Here is a 16,349-nt window from a genome sequence, read left to right as displayed (position 1 = left end):
TCTGCGAACGTGTTTGCGCCTGCGTATGCTTCGTGGTTGGTGACGATGAACGGGTTTCACCCTCAACAGAATTACCTTGAACAGATGAAGAATGCGGTTCATCGATAGCATCAAAATCGTCTTCTGTAGAAGAGTCAAATGTCGATCCTAAGGGACGATCAAAGTCGTCATATTCATGTTGTTGCTTCTTTTTCCTGCTAAAACGCTGTTTAAATCGCTGCCATCTACTTTGCGGCATTTCTACATAATCAGGCCCTGCAGGAGCTCCCGAATCGGTATAATTTTCTTCGACATCTGAATCGTCAGCATCCTCAACATACATTTCATCAGGAGAAACGTCTTTCAGCATCTCATCAGTAATAGGTTTGATAGACTCCGTTGCGCCTGCCGCAAACGAACCAACAGGATTAAGAGGTGAATTTTCATAGGTGTCCTTAACACGCGTAATGGTACCTGAAAGCGATGGTAGCACGCCACGCATGTCGCGAATCATACCAGAGCGTGATGGATGGTCGCCACGCGCAGCCAAAGGATCGATACGCGGAATGACGCCGCTAAGCTGACGATGGCTTTCAGCACTATGTGCTTCATTTGCCAAAGGGGCAGGCTGTTTCATGTCGTTTGTTTCAGATAATGCACTGGTGTCATACAACGCATCAAGGGCGTTTTCTTTTGCCTGTACAACTTCCATTTCTGTTGTAGTTGACGGCTTAGCAGCATTGCCTGGCTGTTCTTCATCACGCTCAACACTGCCAGCATTACTTGAGAGTTCTTGTTGCGCGCTTGACACTAAAATACGTTCCTGATTATGAGACGCTACAACCTGGTCAGACCCATCAAAACTATCCGACACCGTTGATGCCGATATATCAGCTGCTGTGGCGGTAGACGTGGAATCGGTTGATGCCGACATGGTAGCAGCAGAAGTGCTCGAAGATGTTTCCGCTGCGGTATCGCTCCAGTTTTCCATAAATGAGCAATTAGGTTCAGGTTGATTGAATGCTTGCTGTATTGATTGGCTTTCCTGTGACGCTAAGTTTGCTATCGGTGACGTTGCCGGTGTATGCGCGTCTTTGTGCTGCGCAGAATCCGATTGATTTGCATCGTTACCTGATGCTGCATATGGTTTAGAAGATGCCGATGACGCTGCTTGTGTTCTGAATTCGTCAATGGTCATCTGATTAGGATATGCGCTTGTATCAGGTGCAGACGCATTTTCTTCATGTAGTGTTTGAACAGGCGCTACAGTCGTAGTAGCAACATCTGGCGATGAAGAACTTTCGTGTATGCCAGACGCATCACACGCTGTAGTTATATTAGCTGCAGTGTTATTTTCTTGAGCGTGGTCGGTTGTGGCACCATGTTCTGCTTGCGCTTTTAAGGCTGCACTACCCGTATCAGCAAAACGTGAACGCAGCGAGCTGTTCAGCGGTTTTGCAACCTTTTTAGCTTTCTCTTGAGCGGTTTTAAACCAGGTAGGTACATCTTTTTCAGCGGGTGAACTACCCAACGATGCTACCACAGCAGACGAGGTAAGGTGCGCAGGTTGCACAGCAGATGTTATAACAGGAGAGCTTGTTGCCGATGACGTCATACCATCAGCAGAAGCAGATTCGGGTGCACCATCTTGTGATAACACTTCTGATGCAGACGTATCAGCAGACAGGATTTCGTGATGTGGTGTATCCACGCACGATAACCCCGCGTCGTCACGCGATACATTCTCGGGTAATGGCTGCATTTCATTGGTATCACCATGATAGGTAAGCTGCGCATCATCAGGAACCACACCAGCCTCGTAAGCTGCTTGCATACCATGAATGGTTGCCGACTCTTGACTACGATCTTGCGCTTCACTTATACGATGTGCAAGTTCAAGCATTGCCGCAACACCGCTTGCGTTGCAATTTGCACTCGGGCTTACCGATGCGCCTAAAAACGTAACTAAGCGCACAACAGGAATAAGCGCTATCAACCACGCAATAACAACAACAATTTGTAAAATTATCGAAAGCGCAAGATTTTCATGCACAATACTATGAATAAACGTAAACACAGGAATAGCAACCATAGCCACCGCAAGCGTAAAAGAAAGAGGAACAGGAAGCTGCTCACACTTTTGTAATAACAAAGGCTTTACGCGCAAGGCGTCGTAATGCGCTAAAAAGACAATTTTCCTGCTACGTGGCGTACTTTTTTTATCGCGCGGTACATAGTGAGTAACAACATTTTGACTCGAGCCGTGCTTAAAATAGGCTGCTAGATGCGTAATACTCATATCTTCCAGAATGTACAGTATCGCTGCAACAAGTGATAAATTTACGAACACTATGCCCACTACCGGCACAAATGCAAGTACCGAAAATACAATAACCGCAAGCGCAAAAATACCTTTGGTAAGATATGTGCTCGCATTCATGTTAAATTCATCAATTTCCGTAGAAAAATGCGTCAATTTCTTAAATTGATCGGCAATAAAAAGAGCAGCCTTCTGCTCACCTTCCGAACCTGCTACGCGAGGCGAAGAGTCTTGTGAAAGAGCGGCAATTACATCAAATTTGGGGGCCATACATATGCCTTTCCTTGTTTTTCTTGATGACAGCACTACACAGCGCGCACCTATATAAATTATACGCCATTTATCTCATTATTACATATAACGCTCGATTCGTATGGCTTTACTGTCGTTTTATAAAAACCATACGGTATATTGTAAAGAATTTATGAGCATAAATAATGCGTAAGATTCTAAGCCAGCAGCAATAACACGAACTGAAAAAAATCAACCGTCAGAAGTTGCGAAACTAAGACACAAACAGCCAAGGTAAAAGACTAAAGCCAAAAGCTAAAATACAAAAAGGAACTAGTTATTTTTTAGACGGCGATTATATATATCTTTGCAGATGTCACGCGCACTTAATATACGAATAGCTTGTGTAGGCATCGAATTCAAGAAAACCTTACCATACGATTTAGTTACCAGCCGCACATCGGTAAATATCACAAAGCCTTTATCGTCGCTTTTGCGTATCAAGCGCCCAACAGCCTGTTTGGTTTCAATAATCGCTTTTGGAAGCGAATAGTGCATCCATGCCTGCGAATCGCGTTCATTTCGCTCAAGCGATAATGGATCATTCGGTTTTCCAAAGGGCAATCTAGGGATAATCACACCCTGTAAGGTGTCGCCTGGTGCGTCAAAGCCTTGCCAAAACGACTTCAATGCAAAAAGCGACGCTGTCTTCTCGTTAATGAACATATCCCGTAGGGTTTTTGTTGATGAGCCTTTCTTTTGACATAATAGGTTCATGCCCTGTTCAACAAGCTGAGGACGCACAACTTCATAGCATCGCTCCATGGTATGCCTATTGGTAAACAACGTTAACAGTGATCCGTTTTGCGCTATATGTACCTGCGCCAAAAAACGCTCCAGTGCTTGCGCGTACAACGCATTATTTGGCTCAGGAAAATCACGCACTACGTAAATAACCATATTGCTGTTGTAATCAAACGTAGAACTCAGCATTTTATGAATACACGGTTTTGTTGCGCGCGACAACCCAACCGTTTGCATAAAATTCTCCAATGACCTATTTACCGACAACGTTGCTGATGTAAATACCACAGAATGGCTTAAATCATAAAGATGATTTTCTAATTTTGATGCAATAGCAAGCGGTGTTACGCTCAATACGTCATTATATTTTGTTTTTTTTCGATGCATATGCGCCATATATACAGCGTTATCTGCGGCAGGTGCGCATGATGAACACGGCTGCTCTACCAAGGATAAAGCATTCTGTTGTAACGCGGTGATGTTTGTTTCTCGCTCGGTAGTAACGGAAGCATCTACTGCGGATGTTCGTAATTCTTGCTGCAGATTATCTATTTCCATGAGCGCCTTTAACTCCTTAAAAGAATGAAGAACGGCGCCTGGTTGTTTTTGTAACGCTTCGAGCACGACAGTACCTTGGTTTTCATAGACATCAGCAGATGGTACGCAAGATTCGTTGCTGTTGTGTGCTTGTTCATCAGTAAGTTGTGTGACTGATGTTTCACGTGAAACATCCAATGATGTTGTAAAAAACGCATGCATAGCATCAAGAGCATCTTTAAGCGTAAAACAGTACAGCGATAACTCTTGTTGCAAATCAAGAACATTATGTTCCTGTGACAAAGCCGCAGTAATATTTTGAAGCGCCAATAATAAAGCATTACAATCGTTATAAAGCACAGATACAGCATTCTCAATGACGTTAAAGGCATCTGATGATCGAATAGAAGAATTCAGCCAAACATCTATCATATCGTACTGTTTGGTTCGTTCCGCATCGAACTCTAACAGCTGTTTTACGGCTTGTGCATATTCTTTTGCATGCGTCGAAACATTCAACGAAATGCGACGCGCTTCTGTAATTTGGTAAAACAAGGCATTGTTATCTGATGACTCTTGCTTAAGAACAGCCGCTATAATCTTTTCAAACAAATTATCATCGTTAGTTTGTGTGAGTTCCTTTGACAGGTCAACAAGCGCGCTCGATGAGATGTTTCGTGTAAACGCTTCACGCGCAGCAGGTTCAATATCGTGAGCTTCGTCAACAATCCAACAAGCGGCTAATGGCAATATAGCATTATCAGCAGCCATATTGCAGCACATAAGCGCATGGTTAGTAATAAATAAATCGCTCTCTTCAACCGCTTGTTTGGCACCAAAATAAAAACAGCGCGAGTAAAAAGGGCATTTCTTCTTGTAGCATTCAGCACTTGTGCTGGTAAAACCAGATGAATATATGGTGCGTTTATCAATTTTAAGAGCGTCAATAGTATCCCCATTGCTTTGTTCTACAAACGATACAAGAGTGGCAAGAGAGGGCGCCTGTGACACCACGCCATCATGAAGCTCTATCAATTGAGGCTGATGGTGTAACAAATTTTCTATTTTTCTGAGACACGGATAATGCACAATGCCTTTAATTGCAGCATAGGTAAACCCATGTGGAAGCACTCCGCGGGCTTTCAGTTCGTGATTAAGACGCGGCAAATCGTTATAGAAAATTTGGTCAAGCAGTGTGTTTGTACTGGTAGCTACTCCTATACGCACCTTAGAATTATGGGCTGTAAGAACCGCTGGTATAAGATAAGCAAGCGACTTACCAACACCGGTACCAGCTTCAATAACCGCATTTCTTCCCACTTGAAACGCATCGCGAATTGTTTGCGCCATCTCTACTTGAGCCTCGCGCGGTTCATAATGAGCGTAGAGGGAACCCATTATGCCTGATACTGAAAATGCAGACTGTATGTCTTCTTCCGTAGGAATAACAGTAGGCGTAGCGGTGATCTGATCAAGTGTTGACTGATTGGCGGTTTCGTTGGCATTGGCGCAAGCGCCTTCCATTCTGCGCATTGTTCGTGCTGGCACAAGTTGTTTCATGCTTAATGGCAGAGGCGCTGATTCTGCAAAATTCTGTTGTGCGGTAACATGATCGCCTGGCTTAAACTGGTGTTTTTCTTTAATATATTCGGCATACAAAGGAGTATTTTGTGGAGGGCAGGTAAGAAATTCCTCAAAAACAATACGGGTACTCCAAAAATCTTGAGTATTCAAATGCGCAATGTATCGCACCACATTCAGTGGCATGCTGCTTACAGCAGCAAGCAAAATACGAAATACAACACACGTTGTTCTCACATCGTCATCAGCACGATGAGTAGACTCTCTTACGTTAAACGCATGCGCCAGATCAATAAGTCTGTGACCTTTTAGACGTGGTAAAGCAATACGCGCAAGATCAAGTGAATCAATCCATAGATTGTTTGATAAGGTGCTACCTGATGGATATTTACAAAGAAGTGTTTTGTCGAATGCAATATTATGAGCCACAACTGCCGACGCACCAATAAACTTCACAAGGCGCGCTATCACATCATCAGGGTAATCGGCGTGCTCAACATCGTTATTACTTATGTGAGTAAGGTGTTCAATTTCATACGAAATCGCTTTGCTCGGTTTTGCAAATTCAACAAACCAGTCTACTATTTCGGCGTTCTCAACACGAGCAGCAGCAACCTGTATTAAGTCGTCATGCTCAAGAGATAGTCCCGTTGCTTCTGTATCTAAAATAACAATATTAGAATCAAATTTACCAAATGAACAGGTGTTTACTAAGGATGCAAGGCGATTATAACGCTTCACTATTGCTTGATCAGAGCCATCAAGCATAGCATGTTCAACATCAGCTGATAGTGTCGATTTGACGATAGTCATAAAAGCAGCAAGCCCCCCGAAGGATTTTTTCTATGATAAAACAATTTTGTATCTACAAATACGAAATGCCGTAAGGTTCATATAATTAGATGTTTGCGCAATTCGGTGTCTGCATATATTATCGCACAGATTATATAAGAACGCAGGTAAAACAACATTGCGTATTTATGTGTATGGGATGTGCCATGCGCTGCATTGGAATAGGGCAGTTTGGGCCCACACATACTAGCAACTGTGCGATATTGCAAAGCCGCCTAAGCTCTACTATGTGCGGACAGTAATAAACTTTCCTATCAGCAGTTCGTATAACCACAATTGCCGTCAGCAATTACACACAAGGCAATACTTATAACAGGAGCACATGTTAGAAAAACAGTATTCCAGACGTTAGGTCAAGCACACGCAACGACTTATTTGGTAGCAATTTTCAAAATATACGCACAGCATATTTAAATTCAACCCTGTAAGTGTTTTGAGCTATTCTGCACTATACTAATTCCAGTTGCCATAGCTGGAGCTTGCTGAATTTTTCGTGTACGGCTGTTTTCGGATGAGCTAGGTAAAGGGCAAAGATCTAATCAGAGCCAAGGAGTATGATGAACAACTATTTTGCAGGATATTATGAGTTTCACTGCCCAAGCAAAAAAGATGCGGCTTTTCTATTAGGAGCAGATACGTTGGTAGGCGACGCTCTGTCGCTAGCACTAGCTAAGAATAATACTCTAAACCCCTACATTGAGCTTTATAACAAGTATCAAAAATTGGTAGGGATAATTACCGATGAACACCTAATAGAACGTGTGAAATTAGCTTCTGCAGAAAACCTACGCGTTTCATGCTTCCTTTCATTTGTGGCGTATACCGATCATCCCAACCCTGGATACTACTGGGGTCAAGTGGCTCTTTTTATATATGACACAACACAGCAGGCGTATGTCATATTCGAAAACACAATTGCTCAAGAGCTTAAAAAAGGCATACGCCCTGATATTTCACTATCGCACGATGGCATGCACCACGTAGAGTCTTCCAACGGCACATGGGTGCCCCGCGGTCGTATTTCCTTGCCGCAAAAACAACAAGGAATGGCTCTTATGAAAACACGGCGATCATTATCTGAAAATCTCATCGAGCAAGGACGTGCGGGGAATAAAGGATGTTATGTTGTTTCGTGGATTTTCTTATTGGCGCTGGTAACACTTGTGGTGCTGCTCGTTAAAGCACAAGGGTGGCTTTAACAGCACCGACACTGCTATCAACAAAAGTCCTACCACCTCGACAAAGCGTGACATTTGGAGAAATCTAACTTGAGCCACAATAGAGCAGCAGATGAGCGATAGACGAGCCGCCTACTTTAAGCTATCGAAGCACAGCTATCAAAGTGCAGCTGTCTAAGACCGGCAAAAACATTTCACACACGTTACTGCGACTACTCATAAAAACGCACGTAGGGAATGGCAGGGGAAAAAGCGATACCTGTGTATGTTGATAGATAATCATTCTCTCAATTGAATGTTGTTTAATTGAAGCGCCAATAAATCGTACACGCTTTCGTTGAAGGTAGGTTTCTTCAGAGCAAAGAAGCACTGCCGCCGCGCGCATGTGACTCAAACCCGTATTCTTTGATTTCAGTCACTTTTATAGGTAATCTTCACCTTACTATTAACAACACCTGTAACAGAACTTATTATGCCATCAGAACCTATGCGTCACAACGCGCTTGTTGTAACCCTATTCATGCTTATTACGTATAGTGGGCACGTAGATTACTTGACTCGTGTTTGTCTATATATCGTGCAGATAAACGACATCAACAGCAACAGCCTAACAGTCGCTGCGTACACGCTCTACAGAAAAACCACCCTTACTACGCTTAACGATTGGGATTCGCAGGCTTCTTATCCGTCTTAGCGTCTAAAGCAAATTCAATAAGCTTTATACACAGCGAAGGAAAATCAAGCCCATATACGCGTGCGGCATCAGGCAGTAAGGATGTTTCTGTCATTCCAGGTATGGTATTGGTTTCCAAAAGCCAAAATGAACCATGTTCGTCTCTCAAAATATCAGTACGAGACATACCTTTGCATCCAAGCGCGCGATGCGCACGCACGGCTAAATCCTGCACTGTTTTCGTATCCTGCTCGCTCAAACGAGCTGGGCAAATGTGTTGAGAACCAGCTGGAGCGTATTTCGACTCAAAATCATAAAACGCATGCTTGGGAATGATCTCTATGACAGGCAGTGCAAAAGGTGTATCGTTTCCGAGTACGGCAACCGTTAGCTCTGTTCCTTTTATAAAACGCTCAATCAATATATGATCATCCATGGTAAAACAAGCCGCTATTTTTTCGTCCATTTCGTCTTGCGACTGAACGATATAAACACCCAAAGCACTGCCTTCCGTAGTCGCTTTTACAACACACGGAAATCCAAACTCACAAGCTAGCGCATCGCTATCATACGGGTGATTACGAAACAGTGTTTTTGCGTGTGGGGTAGGCAACTGATGGTGTATATACTGCGCTTTTGCGCGCGATTTATCCATTGCCAACGCACTTGCTAACACGCCAGGCCCCGTATACGGAAGCTGCGCATACTCCAAAAAACCCTGAATTGTACCGTCTTCTCCACCCTTGCCATGCAAGCACAAAAAAGCAACATCAAACGTGTTATTTAGCAACGTCGTAAGGGTGCTTCGCTCAGCAGGGTCAAGCACTGTTACCTGACACCCCGCCTTACGAAGCGCTGCTGCTGCACTTTTCCCAGAAGCTTTTGAAATCTCTCTTTCACCACTACTGCCACCACACAATAAAGCGACATTATATTTTGGTGAATCCATACGTATCCTTTCAAAATTGCATACTCATGCATGCCACATAGTAAACACACTGTACGGTGATACAAGTTGTGCAGCACAACAGCGTTGTTGTAATAAGAATGTTTCACGTGAAACAAGATGATCTCTATTATAATACTCACTATGCATACAACACTGAAACAATTTACTCTCAATGAATTACAGGAGCTGTTGCTTACAGAAGGCGAGAAAAAATTTCGCGCAACGCAAATTTTTGATTGGCTCTATAAACAGCACGCTTCAACATATGACGACATGCGTAATATTTCGCAACGCACAAAAAGTATCCTTGCACAGCGGTATCCGTTTACCTACCCAACGCTTCAGCATAAACAAATTTCTGCAGATGGTACACGTAAATACCTTCTTAGACTCTTCGATAATGTGCTTGTGGAAACAGTTGGGATTCCCTCTGCTAATAACAAACTTACCGTATGTTGCTCAAGTCAGGCTGGATGCGCTATGGCGTGCGTTTTTTGTGCAACAGGTAAACAAGGGTTGATACGTAATCTTTTTCTTGGAGAAATAGTTGATCAAATTAATGTAGTGGCAGACGACTTTCAACAGCGCGTAAGCAACATTGTTGTTATGGGACAAGGTGAACCGTTTGCCAATTATCATGCTGTTATTGAGGCGTTACATATTTTAAATAGTAGCCGCTACAATGATATTGGTGCACGCCATATTACTATATCAACATGTGGAATTGTGCCCAATATTAAAAAATTAGCGCATGAAGGTATGCAATACACACTTGCAGTATCGCTTCATAGCGCAATTCAGCAAACGCGAAATGTTATTATGCCGCGCGTTATACAATTTCCACTTACCGATCTTAAACAAGCGCTTGAATATTATGTCCAGATCACAAATAGACGAGTTTCACTAGAATATGCGCTTATTAAAGGTATAAACGATTCACAAGAACACCTGCAAGCACTCTGTGTATTTTGCAATAATCTACTCTGTCACGTTAATATCATTATGCTCAACAAAATTGAAAACTCTCCTTTTGCTCCTGTGTCAGAAAAGACACGTAGATTATGGCTCAATGAACTAGAAAAGCATGGTATTCCTGCAACGGCACGCATAAGTCGTGGCGCAGACATTGATGGGGCATGCGGGCAACTAGCGCGCAGCTATAAAACTACCTCCGATTAAGTGATTTTAACTATTAAGAATTCATAACGGTACAGGTAGCACAACGTGTCATAATGAGATAATTGACAACATAAATATCAGAGCAACCAACTATAGTAAATTGCTCTGATAATCTGCCACAATGAATAACCCTGAGCACTATAACGTTACTTTGGGTTATGTATGTATAACGTGAGTAATACTACCCTTGACTAATATTTCCAACTGTTAGCCCCGAATAAAAACTAGTTGCATCTTGCTTAGGTTGTTTTCCATCCTTAAGCATTTCAACGATACGATTAAGCTCGGTTTCATCACCAAACTCTATTTCGATTTTATTTTTACCTTTAACAGTTTTAACGCGAACGTTAGTAGATAGCACTTTGCGTAAATTACGTGCAGCAAGCTTAAATGCTTGCGGGGTAGGAACGCGTGTAGATTGAGTTTGTGAGACTATTTTGCCTGACAATAAACGAGCAAGCGCTTCTGTTTCTCGAACGCTTAAATTATCACGCATCAAACGTTCAGTTAATTTTTTCTGCGCATCTTTATCATGAATAGATAAGATGGCACGGGCATGACCTGCAGAAATCTTATTCTCATAGAGTAATTTTTGCGCATCTTCCGGTAACTCAAGCAAACGTAGAGCGTTTGCAATTGTTGAACGCCCTTTAGACACCGCTTGTGCAATTTCTACTTGTGTCATACCTTTTTCTTCAATAAGGCGTCGATAGCCGTATGCTTCTTCAATTGGGTTTAAGTCTGAGCGTTGTATATTTTCAATAAGCGCAAGCTCAATAATATTATCGTCATTTGTTTGTTTTACATGAGCTGGAATGGTTTTTAATCCTGCAAGTTTCGATGCTTGATAACGTCTTTCGCCAGCAATAATTTTATATTTGTTATGTGACAAGGGTTGCACGAGAATAGGCTGCAGTACACCATGAACTTTAATAGAGTCTGCCAATTCTTGCAGCTCATCTTTTTGGAAGCGTGTGCGTGGCTGCTGGGGATTTACTTCTATTTGGGATAAATCTAGCTCTGTAATAAACTGCACTGATTTATCGTTAAAAACATTATGAGAATCTTGTTGTGTATCAGATGCTGAAACAGGCTCCTCGCCTGGAGCGGTTGTTGATGCGGCTTGTGTGGAAGTTAGTGGTGCACTGGGTGTATTCTTAAGCGATGGAGCATCGCTACATTCACGCGCAACTACATCAGCAATTCGCTGCTCATCAGGGAACTCTTGTGGTGTTTCGAGCTGAGTAGCAGCTTGATTATCAGTATTGGTTTCTGTGTCTTGCTGACAAGACGGCGTGCACACTTCACGTGTGGAAATGCTTTTTATATGTACATCACTATCAGGCACTAATTCTTCTTCTAATAATGCTTCTTGTTCTTTTTCCTGGTTTATTGCTATGTCTTTATTAGGCTCTTGTGGATGAGCTACTGGTTTTTTTGCATCAACAGTAAATCTATTAGAGGGTTTTTCTTGCGGTGCGGCTTCCATTGATAAGCCTCCAAGAAGCGCGTTTAAGCCTCTGCCAAGTCCACCTTTGTTTCTAGCCACGATTGATCACTTCCTTTGCAAGAGCGGTATACGATTCAGCACCGCGCCCATGAGGGTCATATTCCGTTATTGGTAATCCATAACTGGGAGCTTCTGATAATTTAACAGTACGAGGAATAATAGTTTCAAACACCTGTTTACCGAAGAAACTGCGTACCTCTTTTGCAACTTGACGAGCAAGCATTGTACGGCCATCGTACATAGTTAATAAAATACCAAAAATATCAAGAGATGGGTTTAAACGGCTTTTTACTCGTTTCATAGAATCGAGGAGTTTTGTAACACCCTCAAGCGCGTAAAATTCACACTGAATAGGAATGATAAGCTTATCGGATGCCACCAATGCATTAACCGTCAATAAACCTAACGATGGAGGGCAGTCAATCAAAATATAATCATATTTGCCGCGTAAAGACCCAAGGGTGTCTTTTAGCCTATTCTCGCGTGCCATTTCTGATACGAGCTCAACCTCTGCTCCTGCCAAATTAATTGTTGCAGGAACAAGATCAAGACCCGGTGCTACATCAGGAATAATCACTTCATGAAGAGGGGTGTCGTTTAATAATAAATCATAAATACAGCGCGTAATTTCACCCTTGTCTATTCCTAAACCACTGGTAGCATTGCCTTGTGGGTCTAAATCAACTAACAGCACTTGTTTGCCCGCACTACCAAGCGCAGCTGCTAGATTAACCGCCGTGGTTGACTTCCCAACACCACCTTTTTGGTTGATAATTCCTAAAATTTTCGTTTGACCGATAACGTGAGTAACAGGTTTTTTGTCGGCAAATGGCTTAATTTCTTTATACGTCGGTGTTTTTTCAACATGTTCTTCTGTTACCCGTTCAACCACTTCTATTGAATCGATTTTCATATCTTCATCAACCAGTAATGAGTCGTTAGAACTATCGTCCACTGTTGTTTGATTTGTTGCGCTATCGGATTGCGTTTCTTGCTTCTTTTTTTGATGTCGAAAGCCATTAAATAATCCCACCGAAGCTCCTTTCGCTCATGACTAGTATACATTGTTTCACGTGAAACATACGGCTCTAAATTACAAGGTGCAGGAACACATATCTTCACTTATATATGTAATTAATGCCCTACGCGCCACAAGTACTATTGTACTTATTCTCTAGTGAAAAAAATATCCTAATTTATCTACTATAAATACCAAATAAAGCTTATAAAGGATGTTTTTGCGCATAACCGTTTAAACGGGGTAATTTTATGCTTGCTTTGTGGGTTTTTTGAAAAACCAAGAGAGTTCTTTGGGTTTGATCATCAGACAATAAAAACTTGCTTGAAAAAATTTGCGTCAGACCTAGTGTGTTTGCAACACACGCTAAGTGATCTGTTTCCTGCTGAGACATCTGTGCCTTATAGCAAATTAACCACCCACCACGTAGAAGCAACGGTGTTGCAAATTCCATCAATACGGATGTCTGTGAAAGAGCGCGTGCTGTAATAACAGCAAACTTATCCTTATACAGAGACGGCAGAGCTTCTATTCTCTCCGAAAGTGCAGTCACATAATCAGCAATTTGTAACTGCTGCAAAAACTCATTAAGTACTTTCACTTTCTTTTTGCGTGCATCCACAAGGACTGTTTTACGCTTTGTAGCAAGGGCAAGGGGAATACCAGGAAACCCTGCTCCTGTGCCCATATCAAGATACCATCCTTCAGGAGCGTTTTCAAAAAGTGGAAGCGCTGTAAGGGAGTCTTCTACATGAAGCAGCATTCCTTCCTCAAAAGTATCAATACGGGTAAGATTAAGCGATTTATTTGTTTCAATAACCATGCGAAGGTGGTTTTGACATGCATCTAATACCGCTCTTGGCACATACGATACATCAGGCTGGATAGAAGTGTTCTCTAAGATAGCAGAAGGATGTTTCTGATTATTCATTTCGCACATGCCTATACGGTAGGTTCTCAAGTATGCTAGAACTTAACTGGTTTAATAACAATATGACGATTAGCTCCAGAACCCTCTGAGTTGGTAGATAGTTTTTTGTTATCTCTTAATACCATATGTATAATACGGCGTTCATAAGCATTCATCGGACGCAAAGCGATTGCTTTCTTGAAGCGAAGAGCTTTCTGGGCGCTTGATAAGGCAAGTTTTTCAAGTTTTTCGCGCTGGCGGTTTTTATACCCCTCAATATCAACAATAACAGGAAAACGGAAGCCAATTTTACGCACGGTAATAGCCGATACAATATGCTGAAGTGCATCAAGCGTTTTACCGTGACGACCAATTAAAATTGCTAAATTATTTCCTGTAATATCAAGAATCAGTTCGCCCTCATCCCCACTATACTCGTCAATGGTAACTTCTCCAACATCGAAAAACTGGAGCAAGTCTTTCAAAATTGCAATTGCAGTATCTGCAATTTCATCAAGTTGCTCATCGGTAAGAGCCTGAAGAGCAGGTTCATCGTCGCCATCAATTACCTCTTCAGGAACGTCTTCCTCAAAGTATGTTTCAACTTCTTCGCAATAATCCTCAGATTGTTCATCCATACTAGCTCCTCTTAATGTTTCACGTGAAACACTGTTTCGTTTCACAATAACGCCTACCAAACAGATAGAAATAACCGTTATGCCTTTTTAGTTGGTTTCTTTTTCCGTTCTTTTCTAACCACATACACTTCGTTGGTCGTCTCTGAATTTTCTTCGTTTTCCTTATCACGCTTTTGCATAATATAGAGCGATGTTTGTTGTTGAATAACAGCAACCAAAGATGACGTGCCCCAGTACAGCAACACACCTGCTGGTGAGCCCCATCCAACCCACAGCATAAATACCGTCATAAACCCCGCCATTAAAAACATTTGTGTGCGCTGGGTATTCGGTTGTCCTATTTGCATCAGAACCATAGGCGCAAAGGTAGCAAAAGCGAACACTATTAATAATATCAGATACGGTAAAAAGACGCTCAACCCATCATGTATTGCCATAGATGGACTCAAAACCAAGTTAGGCACTAAATTATAAAAACCATAATGAGTATTTCCAAGGCGTTCGTGCATTTCTGTTAGTACTTGGTACAATGCTATGAAAATAGGTGCTTGCAAGAACATTGGCAAACAACCGCTAATAGGGTTAAACTTTGCTTCCGCATATAATTTTTGCATTTCTTGTGCAAGTTTTTGCTGGTCACCAGAAAATTTTTCCTGTATAGCTTTAATTTTGGGTTGTGCTTTTCTCATGCCATAGGTCGACTTGGTAGCCGCATGCATCAAAGGCGATAAAATAAGCCTGATAATGAACGTTACAACTAAAATAGCAACACCCCAGTCCTGAGTGTAGCTATGAAAATACACTAATATGTCAAAGAGGAAATTTTTGAATACATCCCACATACATATTCCTTAATATCGAGTTCCTGTAATTCTTCTATGGTTACGGTAACGGATCATACCCATGATCGCCACCTGGTCGGCAACGTAAAATTCTTCGTATCGTTAAATAGCAAGCTTTAAGGAAAGAGAATTTTTTAAATGCTTCAAGGGCATATTGAGAACACGTTGGCTCAAATCGACAACAACCACTAAATAAAGGCGAAAGGATAAGTTGATAAGCCCTAATACACAATTGCGCACTGAAACAGCACACTTTATTTACTGGTTTGAGGAACATGTGCTCCCTTTTGTTTACCATCTTTTGCTGCCACTATTCTTGTAAGTACATTTTCAAACGCATCGAGTGTTGTTTGATATGATGCGGTTAATAGAGGTTTTCTTGCCATAATAATCATATCGAGCGTAAAATTGCGTGCAAGATAATCTGATTGACTAAGCGAGTCTTTCAATAAGCTGCGCAGCCGCCGCTTTGCGGCATTACGCCAAACAGCGTTCCCGTTTTTTTTGCCAGCTATATAGGCCACACGCGCTTGCGTGCAACCTATGTGCTGACTACCATGAACAATAAGAAAAAAATAGGGCGCCTTAAAAAATGTGCCCTGTTTTAAAATCGCTGAAATTTCCTCACTCGATTTGATGGTTTTCAAGAAATTTCCTCTAGTCTATGCAACAGTGAGGCACTTACGACCTTTAGCGCGACGTGCAGCCAAAATACGGCGACCAGCTTTGGTTGCCATACGGGCACGAAAACCATGGCATTTTACCCTTTTATGAGTGTTTGGTTGATACGTGCGTTTCATTTGTCTTCCTTTTCCGTCAGTAATAAGAACAACCCAAATATTATAGTGTGAATTCTAAAAAAATACCATTTCATTACAAATAATCCATAGCTTGCTGATAAAACACGAAACGGAATAGACAAAGCAAGAAAGTGGGCTTGAAAACGGAAGTGTGCGTGAAGTGGGGCTAGCGGTATGAAAGTGCGGGAGGTGGTGAGAGTGGTGCGGGGTGTGAAACGGGTGCGTATGGAAGTAAGTGCGGCTGATGCTGCTGGCGACATGGAAGTACGTCTGGTGGTGCTGGCGATATTAAAGTGCGAACGGGAATGGGTGCTTGCGAGAGTGCGGTTGAGGGTGCGCAAGAGGGGG

13 protein-coding genes are annotated in these 16,349 nt (G+C 42.2%); 2 read left to right on the top strand and 11 right to left on the bottom strand.

Going from position 1 to position 16,349, the window contains the following annotated elements; translation table 11 throughout:
- A partial coding sequence (locus HMPREF3190_RS03160) for a hypothetical protein (RefSeq protein WP_066780314.1) occupies nt 1-2,569 on the bottom strand: 2,569 nt, incomplete at its 3' end.
- 294 nt (nt 2,570-2,863) lie between these two features.
- Nucleotides 2,864-6,265 carry a helicase C-terminal domain-containing protein gene (locus tag HMPREF3190_RS03155; protein ID WP_066780312.1) on the bottom strand — a complete coding sequence of 1,134 codons (3,402 nt, stop codon included), beginning with the start codon at nt 6,263-6,265 and terminating at the stop codon, nt 2,864-2,866.
- Nucleotides 6,266-6,861: 596 nt separating this feature from the next.
- Here HMPREF3190_RS03155 and HMPREF3190_RS03150 point away from each other — a divergent pair.
- Entirely contained in the window at nt 6,862-7,503 is a 642-nt protein-coding gene (locus tag HMPREF3190_RS03150) for a hypothetical protein (RefSeq protein WP_066780310.1), read from the top strand.
- Nucleotides 7,504-8,138: 635 nt separating this feature from the next.
- Here HMPREF3190_RS03150 and HMPREF3190_RS03145 read toward each other — a convergent pair.
- Nucleotides 8,139-9,104, bottom strand: a complete 966-nt coding sequence (locus tag HMPREF3190_RS03145) for a D-alanine--D-alanine ligase family protein (RefSeq protein WP_066780308.1) — start codon at nt 9,102-9,104, stop codon at nt 8,139-8,141.
- 117 nt (nt 9,105-9,221) lie between these two features.
- Between HMPREF3190_RS03145 and rlmN the strand changes: the two genes are divergently transcribed.
- Nucleotides 9,222-10,283 carry a 23S rRNA (adenine(2503)-C(2))-methyltransferase RlmN gene (rlmN, locus tag HMPREF3190_RS03140; protein WP_066780306.1) on the top strand — a complete coding sequence of 354 codons (1,062 nt, stop codon included), beginning with the start codon at nt 9,222-9,224 and terminating at the stop codon, nt 10,281-10,283.
- A gap of 181 nt (nt 10,284-10,464) precedes the next feature.
- On the opposite strand, the gene HMPREF3190_RS03135 is transcribed toward rlmN, so the two are convergent.
- From HMPREF3190_RS03135 to rpmH, 8 genes are all read right to left on the bottom strand, one after another.
- Nucleotides 10,465-11,832, bottom strand: coding sequence for a ParB/RepB/Spo0J family partition protein (locus HMPREF3190_RS03135; RefSeq protein ID WP_449676098.1), 1,368 nt, complete (start codon nt 11,830-11,832; stop codon nt 10,465-10,467).
- On the bottom strand, nt 11,825-12,706 hold the full coding sequence (locus HMPREF3190_RS03130; protein ID WP_066780316.1) for a ParA family protein: 882 nt from the start codon (nt 12,704-12,706) through the stop codon (nt 11,825-11,827). Before HMPREF3190_RS03130 ends, HMPREF3190_RS03135 begins: the two co-directional genes overlap by 8 nt.
- Before the next feature lie 310 nt (nt 12,707-13,016).
- Nucleotides 13,017-13,742, bottom strand: coding sequence for a 16S rRNA (guanine(527)-N(7))-methyltransferase RsmG (rsmG, locus tag HMPREF3190_RS03125; protein WP_066780305.1), 726 nt, complete (start codon nt 13,740-13,742; stop codon nt 13,017-13,019).
- Between the two features lie 35 nt (nt 13,743-13,777).
- Nucleotides 13,778-14,359: a Jag family protein gene (locus tag HMPREF3190_RS03120; RefSeq protein WP_066780303.1), complete on the bottom strand. Its 582-nt coding sequence runs from the start codon at nt 14,357-14,359 to the stop codon at nt 13,778-13,780.
- Between the two features lie 77 nt (nt 14,360-14,436).
- Nucleotides 14,437-15,201 carry a YidC/Oxa1 family membrane protein insertase gene (locus HMPREF3190_RS03115; RefSeq protein WP_066780301.1) on the bottom strand — a complete coding sequence of 255 codons (765 nt, stop codon included), beginning with the start codon at nt 15,199-15,201 and terminating at the stop codon, nt 14,437-14,439.
- A 40-nt stretch (nt 15,202-15,241) separates the two neighbouring features.
- Complete coding sequence (gene yidD, locus HMPREF3190_RS07255) at nt 15,242-15,478, bottom strand: membrane protein insertion efficiency factor YidD (protein ID WP_082715120.1); 237 nt, start codon at nt 15,476-15,478, stop codon at nt 15,242-15,244.
- Nucleotides 15,456-15,848, bottom strand: a complete 393-nt coding sequence (rnpA, locus tag HMPREF3190_RS03110) for a ribonuclease P protein component (RefSeq protein ID WP_066780299.1) — start codon at nt 15,846-15,848, stop codon at nt 15,456-15,458. Before rnpA ends, yidD begins: the two co-directional genes overlap by 23 nt.
- Before the next feature lie 15 nt (nt 15,849-15,863).
- Complete coding sequence (gene rpmH, locus HMPREF3190_RS03105; RefSeq protein WP_066780297.1) at nt 15,864-16,001, bottom strand: 50S ribosomal protein L34; 138 nt, start codon at nt 15,999-16,001, stop codon at nt 15,864-15,866.
- Nucleotides 16,002-16,349 lie beyond the last annotated feature (348 nt).

It is taken from the genome of Umbribacter vaginalis, from assembly GCA_001552935.1.
GTDB classification, from domain to species: domain Bacteria; phylum Actinomycetota; class Coriobacteriia; order Coriobacteriales; family Eggerthellaceae; genus Berryella; species Berryella vaginalis.
The sequence above is the reverse complement of the archived record's forward strand: the minus strand, read 5'-3'. Positions and strand labels throughout refer to the sequence as shown.